This is a genomic window from Paenibacillus forsythiae T98 (genome assembly GCF_000520735.1).
GTDB lineage: Bacteria > Bacillota > Bacilli > Paenibacillales > Paenibacillaceae > Paenibacillus_AQ > Paenibacillus_AQ forsythiae.
On sequence record NZ_ASSC01000168.1, the window covers coordinates 1 to 6471 of the forward strand.

At 52.8% G+C, this 6471-nt stretch carries 7 protein-coding genes; all 7 read right to left on the bottom strand.

Annotated features, from left to right (window positions below; all coding sequences use genetic code 11):
• Positions 1-188 (bottom strand): nucleoside hydrolase (locus L692_RS27925; protein ID WP_198027712.1); only part of this gene is annotated, 188 nt, incomplete at its 3' end.
• 38 nt (positions 189-226) lie between these two features.
• Entirely contained in the window at positions 227-1069 is an 843-nt protein-coding gene (locus tag L692_RS0106240; protein WP_025698176.1) for a carbohydrate ABC transporter permease, read from the bottom strand.
• A 10-nt stretch (positions 1070-1079) separates the two neighbouring features.
• On the bottom strand, positions 1080-1958 hold the full coding sequence (locus tag L692_RS0106245) for a carbohydrate ABC transporter permease (RefSeq protein ID WP_025698177.1): 879 nt from the start codon (positions 1956-1958) through the stop codon (positions 1080-1082).
• Between the two features lie 64 nt (positions 1959-2022).
• A complete protein-coding gene (locus tag L692_RS0106250) occupies positions 2023-3351 on the bottom strand; it encodes an extracellular solute-binding protein (protein ID WP_025698178.1) in 1329 nt (442 codons plus the stop codon).
• A gap of 442 nt (positions 3352-3793) precedes the next feature.
• A complete protein-coding gene (locus tag L692_RS0106255) occupies positions 3794-4579 on the bottom strand; it encodes an MBL fold metallo-hydrolase (RefSeq protein ID WP_025698180.1) in 786 nt (261 codons plus the stop codon).
• 208 nt (positions 4580-4787) lie between these two features.
• A complete protein-coding gene (locus L692_RS0106260; protein WP_084463099.1) occupies positions 4788-5840 on the bottom strand; it encodes a sulfate ABC transporter substrate-binding protein in 1053 nt (350 codons plus the stop codon).
• Positions 5841-5936: 96 nt separating this feature from the next.
• Positions 5937-6471 (bottom strand): TOBE domain-containing protein (locus tag L692_RS0106265; RefSeq protein ID WP_025698183.1); only part of this gene is annotated, 535 nt, incomplete at its 5' end.

Here is a 6471-nt window from a genome sequence, read left to right on the forward strand (position 1 = left end):
GGCACCCCGCTCAGTCCCGCAATTTCGCATACCTTGAGCGCGTTAAGCGTTGTCTTCCCCAAATCGGCGTTGCCGGCTACCGTGGTGATGGCGAGCAGCTCTAGGCCGGGATGCGCCGCAGCGACCAGGATCGCAATCGCGTCATCATGCCCGGGATCGCAATCCAGTATTATTTTTCGCTTCATGATTGTGTTCACCCCAAGCTTGATCTGTAACCGGACGTCCGTTATCCTTTGACCGCTCCGGCGGTCATTCCGGCGGTCAGATATTTCTGCACCGAAAGATAGAACAGGAGCGTGGGCACCAGAACGATGGTCAACCCCGCCATTTGCAGCGTGTAGCTGCGGTTGTACTGACCGGCAAAGCTGGCCAGGCCGATCGGAAGCGTCTTTAAAGCACCGTCGGTAATCAGCACCAGCGCGAAGGAGAACTCGTTCCAGTTATTCAGAAAATTGATGATAAAAGCCGTGGCGAGCGCGGGCGTCAGCATGGGAAGAATCAGCCTCCCGAAAATGCCCATGACGCTACAACCATCCATAATGCCGGCCTCCTCCACTTCCTTCGGGAAGGCATTCATGAAACCGGCAAGAATGAATATCGTAATTGGCAGATTAAAGGCAGTATAAGGCAGGAGCAAGGTCAACCGGTTATCCATCAGATTCAGGGTCCGCATCTCAATGAACAAGGGAACGAGGGTCGCGTGAATCGGGATCAGCATGCCAAAGGTGAAGTAGACGAGCAGGAAGCCTTTGGATTTGAACTCAAACCGGCTCAGAAAAAATGCGGCCAATGCTCCGACCAGCAGCGTAAGCACTACCGCAGACAGTGTAACGATAATACTGTTCAACAGATACGGACCCAGCTTCGCTACCTTCCAGGCTTCGACATAGTTGCTCCAGACCGGCTGTCGGGCGATTCCGAACGGATTCGCGGTCAACTCCTGCTCGGTTTTCAGCGAATTGAGAACCATCCAGAGCAGAGGATAGATATTGATGACAAGCAGCAGCAGGAGCACCAGACGGTGGATCTGGGCCGATAGGGACCGTTTGGGCCGCAGTCGTTGTTCCATTTTAGAAGAATCACCTCTTCACAGATCGCAAAATGAACTGGCTTATAATAATCAGGCCAAAGCTGATAATGATAATGGCTGTAGAAATAGCGCTTCCGTATCCGTACTTCATCGAGCTGAACGTTTGGGAGAACATATACGTAGCGCCAACTTCCGTGGAATGGCTGGGTCCTCCGTTCGTCATGACATAGATCAAATCGAACGCGCGAAGCGCTCCGCTTATACATAGCACCACCGAAGCAAAAATCGTGTCCGCAATGATCGGCACCACGATGTTCCAGGTTCTTTTGATGCCGACAGCCCCATCCAGCTCCGCTGCTTCCAGCACCTCCGACGGCACATTTTGCAGCGCGGCCAGAAAGATGACCATGTACAACCCGGTGTACTGCCAGACGACAACAATACACAGCACGAAAATAGCAAGCTTCGGATTGCCAAGCCAGTTCTGGGCCCAATCATCGAGGCCGACGGCCCGAAGCGCCGTATTGACAAGTCCAAATTGGTAATTGTAGAACATATTCCAGATCAGGGAGACGACAATGGTCGATATCACCACGGGCATGAAGAAGACGGTTCTGAAAATGCCATCTCTCCGAAACAGCTTCCCGTGCAGCATCATGGCAAGATACAGGCCAAGCGGAATTTCCCCCAATACCGAGAAGAGCACGAAATAAAGATTATTGCGGATGGATTGCCAGAATACCCCGTCTTCGATCAAATTGGCATAATTCTGGAGTCCGTACCACTGCTTCGGCGAGAAACCGTCCCATTTGAAAAACGAGTAATAGACTGAGCTCAGAATCGGATAGATCGAGAACATCGTGTATATGGCTATAGCTGGAATAAGCCCCGCCGCTATTATCCATTTATGGCGAAGAAAAATCTGCATGTGCAGTACCTCCGGTAAAATTGAAGGCGAAGAGCCAGGCTCAGCCCTTCGCCCGAAGAACATCTTATTGGCCTAATTCCTTCTGAAGTGAATCCGCTACTGCCTCAGGAGTGGTTCCGCCTGGAGTTGTCAGTCCCTGAAGGCCATTCTTGGTTGCCGTGACTACGGTAGCAGGCATCGCAACGTCATATACCGGAGCAATTTCCTTAATACCGGCAAATGTGCCGGTCATCTCCTTGAACAAAGGATCGACATCCGCCGGTGTTTCCACATTGGCCGGAACCATATTGCCGTCGCGAATAATATTTTGGTACGACTCCTTGCTGTACATGAATTGCAGGAATTTCTCGGCAGCCGCCTTTTTGGCATCATCCAGCTTCGCGTTCAGGACGACCCCCTGATTGGTCGCGGCAGGCATGGCGGACATGCTGCCCTTGCCGCCCTCGATTTGCGGGAACAGGGCAAAGCCTACTTCAAAATCGGCGGCTTTGTCCTTGGAAATTTGCTTCGCTCCCCAGCTGCCGTCAATATACATTGCAGATTTTCCGGAGAGGAACAGATTGGTGGCCTGCACGTTATCAATACTGTTCAGGTCAACATTGAAGGCTCCCATATCGGACAGCTCCTTGATATCCTTCAGAGCGGTCATAAATTCCGTATCGGTAAACTTCTGCTTGCCCGACTTGATCTCCTCGTACAGACCGGAGCCGGAAATCCTTTCGTTAAGAGGCGAAAGGAGCGACGCCAGCAGGACGCTGCCCGTTTTATTGCCATAGGAAATCGGAGTAATATTTTTGGCCTTGAGATCCTTCACCATCGCTTTGAAGGCTTCATACGTCTTCGGAAACTCGGTATAACCCGCGTCCTTCATTATTTTTTTGTTGTAATAAATCACAGTAGCGTATGAAATCTCGCCCGGAATCCCGTACTGCTTGCCATCGACGTTAAATTCCTTGATTTTCGAGGCTGGCAAAAAATCTTCCTTCCAGTTGCCCATCATGTCGTCAATCGGCATCAGCGAGCCGGAACGGGCGATCTGTTCGAACATGGAGCCTCCGCCGATCATCAGAATCAGGTCCGGCAGATTGCCCCCGGCCGCCGTTGTATTTAATTTGACAGGATAATCATTGTAAGGGATGGTCTCAATATCCAGCTTGATATCCGGATTGGCCTTCTCGAAAGCCATTGCATTTTTATAATAGACGCCTGTAAACGGGTCGGATTCCGACCAGGTTGTCATGAATGAAAGCTCCACTTGCTTTTGCCCCCCGTTGCCCGCATTACCCGCGTTGCCGGAGGCGTTGTCTGTATTGTCCGATTGGCCGCATGCTGACAGCACCACAATCATCACAGTCACCAGCAAATACAACCAGAATGTTCTCATCCGTTTCATCTTTATCAACTAGCCTCCTATTATGATGATTTAGCAAGCAACAATGACTGACAATGACCCTTTGTCCGACCTTTCCCCCTTTTTGTCTGAAAATTAGGCTGACAGCTCGTTTCCCCTTCATGTCAGTTAAGCTGCCCCAGGAATCCGGCTTGTCAGATTTAATCACACCTTAGCATTGTTTCAATTTCGGGCACACTAGACAGTCTGTAAAAAGGCTAATATTTAAATTTTGCGTAATTAATAATGTAAATGATTTAACTAGAATCCTTGGTTCTTTATGGATATTTATTCGAGAAAAAGAATAAAACCATCACACGAATGTGACGGCCCCTGTTAAATCTATGTTTTGTTTTCCCCATGCAAAACCTAATATCTGTCCCTTCTCAGGTCGAAACGGGCTTCCATTTTAACCCCAATCCGTCTTGAGCTGCGGGCCCAAGTGTCATTCTTCAACCCGTCTCCCCAGTGGCACGGTCTTGCCCGCATAGCCAAGCTCCACATTGTCCGGCAGCTCGTAAGTCTTCCTGAGATCCACATCATGCGACATATGCGTATATACGGCGCGGCGCGGCCGCACACCTGCAAGCAGCACCGCCGCCTCGGTCATATCATAGACGGAACGGGTGGACAGCTCGGCTTCCTCGTAGTAAAAGCTAGTACCCAGCACCAGCAGATCCGCTTCCCGCATTAACCGGGTCTCCTCCTCCCCCAAGGAAATCGAATCCGGGCAATACACCCAGGCATAGCCGTTCTTGTCCAGCCTGAATGCGTAGGAGTAGCCGTTCTTGCCGTGGTTCACCCTCCAGGTGGCGATTTGCCAGCCGTCCAGCGTGATCCCGTCATCCAGAGGAATCATCTCAATTTGGTTGCCCAGCCACGGATACTGCCGCAAAATAATAGGGAGGACCTCCGCCGGCGCATACAGCTCTCCCCTGATTCCCGTCCAGCGGCAGGCATCCGCCCATTCCGGAAGGCCGCCGATATGGTCAAAGTGACCATGGGTCACCAGCAGCCTGCGCATGACTCGAATATTCAGCGATTCCATCTGCCGCCGCCAGTCCGGCCCGCAGTCGATTACGAAAAAATCGTCTCCATTATCCACCAGCACAGAGGACCGCAGCCGCGCATTGATCCCGCCTGTTCTCGCTTCCTCGCATACCGGACAATCGCAATATACTCTTGGCGTACCCATAGCGTCGCCCGTACCCAGGAACGTCAATGTGTCCATTCTCTGCTCCCCCTTCTCATTTCACTTGGAAAGTTCAGCCTGTCTTCCGTTGCCTACCCTCTATTATAAGACAGGAAAGCGCTGTCTGCCTAATACGGCGGGAAGCCCATCGTCCCGAAAGCAAGAAGAACCGGAGCGGCAGCTCCCTCAATTCACGAAAAAAAGCAGACCGCCCTCTCATGAAGGACTGTCTGCCTCTTCCATCGCCTTAAATTCCCGCAAGCACCTGATACCATACGCCCCGCTTCGAGTACAGCGTGCTCCGTACCTTGTCCCATCCGCCCAGGTAGCCGATATCGAACAATCCCGGGGGAACAGGGAAACGACTCTTGTTCGCCTCGTACACTTCCTGGTCTACGGGCCGGAAACCATGCTTGGCGAAGATCTCCTGCGCCTCAGATGTCCGCAGGAAGCTCACGAAGGCTTCGGCCGCCTCCCGGCTGCCATGCTTATCCGCGTATTTATCAACCACCGCCGCCGGATTCTCGATCAGAATCGTGTCCCTGGGAATGACCACCTCGTACTTCACGCCTTGGGCAATCCGTGCCAGCAGTTCATTCTCATAGGTTACGATCACATCGCCGACACCATACTCAAATGCCGCCATCGAAGCGCGCCCGCTCTTGTCGAGCGACTCCACATTGGCATGCACGCTCGTCAGAAAGCTCTTGGCTGCCGCCGGGTCCTTCTTGCCCTCCTTCTCCTCCGACTGCTTCAGTCCTGCGCCGTAGATTGCGTTGATGTCCCACTGCGCGCCGCCCGAGGTCTTCGGATTGGGGTACAACACTTTAATGCCGGGTTTCGTCAAATCGGCAAAATCCTTGATCCCTTTCGGGTTGCCCTCACGCGTACCCATCACAACAATTGAACGCGTCACCATGCCGCCGCTCCGTTCCTTCCAGGACGGCTTCACCAGCCCTGCGTCGACGAGCTTATCGACATCGCCTTCCATCGCGAGAAGCGTCACATCAGCCTCGAATCCCCCGGCAATCGCCCGGGCCTGAGTTCCCGATGCCTCATACGACTGCTGGAACGTTATCGTACGTCCGGTTTCATTCTTCCATTCTTTCGCAAACAGCGGCAAAATCTCCTCCACCGCGTCCTTGGCCACGCTGTAAGAGCCAATTACTAAAGTCGTACCGCCTGCTCCCGCCAAGTCCGCCGTGCGGTTTCCTTCGCCTCCGCAGCCGGAGATCGCCAGCGCCAGCAGCAATACGGCAAGCCATCCGTGCAGTTGTCTGCTCCTTTTGAAATGCTTCATCCCAAGCCTCATTCCTGATAAAAAATCCCCCCCAAAGCAATTCCGGCGCTTCATAAGCTCGCTGGCGATGACTTTGAGGGGAGTTCTGATATGATCTTAAATGTAAACTGGCATCGGATCTTCCTTCAGGCTGTTCTCCTGAATCCAGCTGCGCTCGTCGTTGAACAAATAGGCGCGGTGCACCAGCACGGCAAGCTCTTGCCCTACCTGCAGCGTCTCCTTCTCCAGCGAACGGTAGGTAACCAGCTTGTGACCGTTCACTTCCACCTCAACCAGCCATTCACTGCCCCGGAATTGCAAATGCTTGACGATGCCCTTCTCGGTTGCAGAAGCCATGTCGAACTCCTCGCGGTCTCCTACCTCAATATACTCCGGACGGATCAGCGCCTTGGTAGGCTGGCTGCCTTCGGTCGACTTGAACCCTTTCAGCTCGCCCGCATTCTCGATCAGAGTCGACTCGCCGATAAAGGTCGCCACGAACGTTGTCTTCGGCTCCTTGTAAATATCCCACGGCGTACCCTTCTGTTCGAGACGGCCCTGGTTGATAATCATAATCTCGTCGGCCACTTCGATTGCCTCGTCCTGGTCATGCGTCACGAAGATCGAAGTGATTCCGACGCGTTCGATCAGC

Bases quoted from the DNA above. Each gene is read 5' to 3' on its own strand.
- L692_RS0106260 (WP_084463099.1), bottom strand. From the start codon at position 5,840: ATGAAGCATTTCAAAAGGAGCAGACAACTGCACGGATGGCTTGCCGTA.
- L692_RS0106255 (WP_025698180.1), bottom strand. From the start codon at position 4,579: ATGGACACATTGACGTTCCTGGGTACGGGCGACGCTATGGGTACGCCA.
- L692_RS0106240 (WP_025698176.1), bottom strand. From the start codon at position 1,069: ATGGAACAACGACTGCGGCCCAAACGGTCCCTATCGGCCCAGATCCAC.
- L692_RS0106250 (WP_025698178.1), bottom strand. From the start codon at position 3,351: ATGAAACGGATGAGAACATTCTGGTTGTATTTGCTGGTGACTGTGATG.
- L692_RS0106245 (WP_025698177.1), bottom strand. From the start codon at position 1,958: ATGCAGATTTTTCTTCGCCATAAATGGATAATAGCGGCGGGGCTTATT.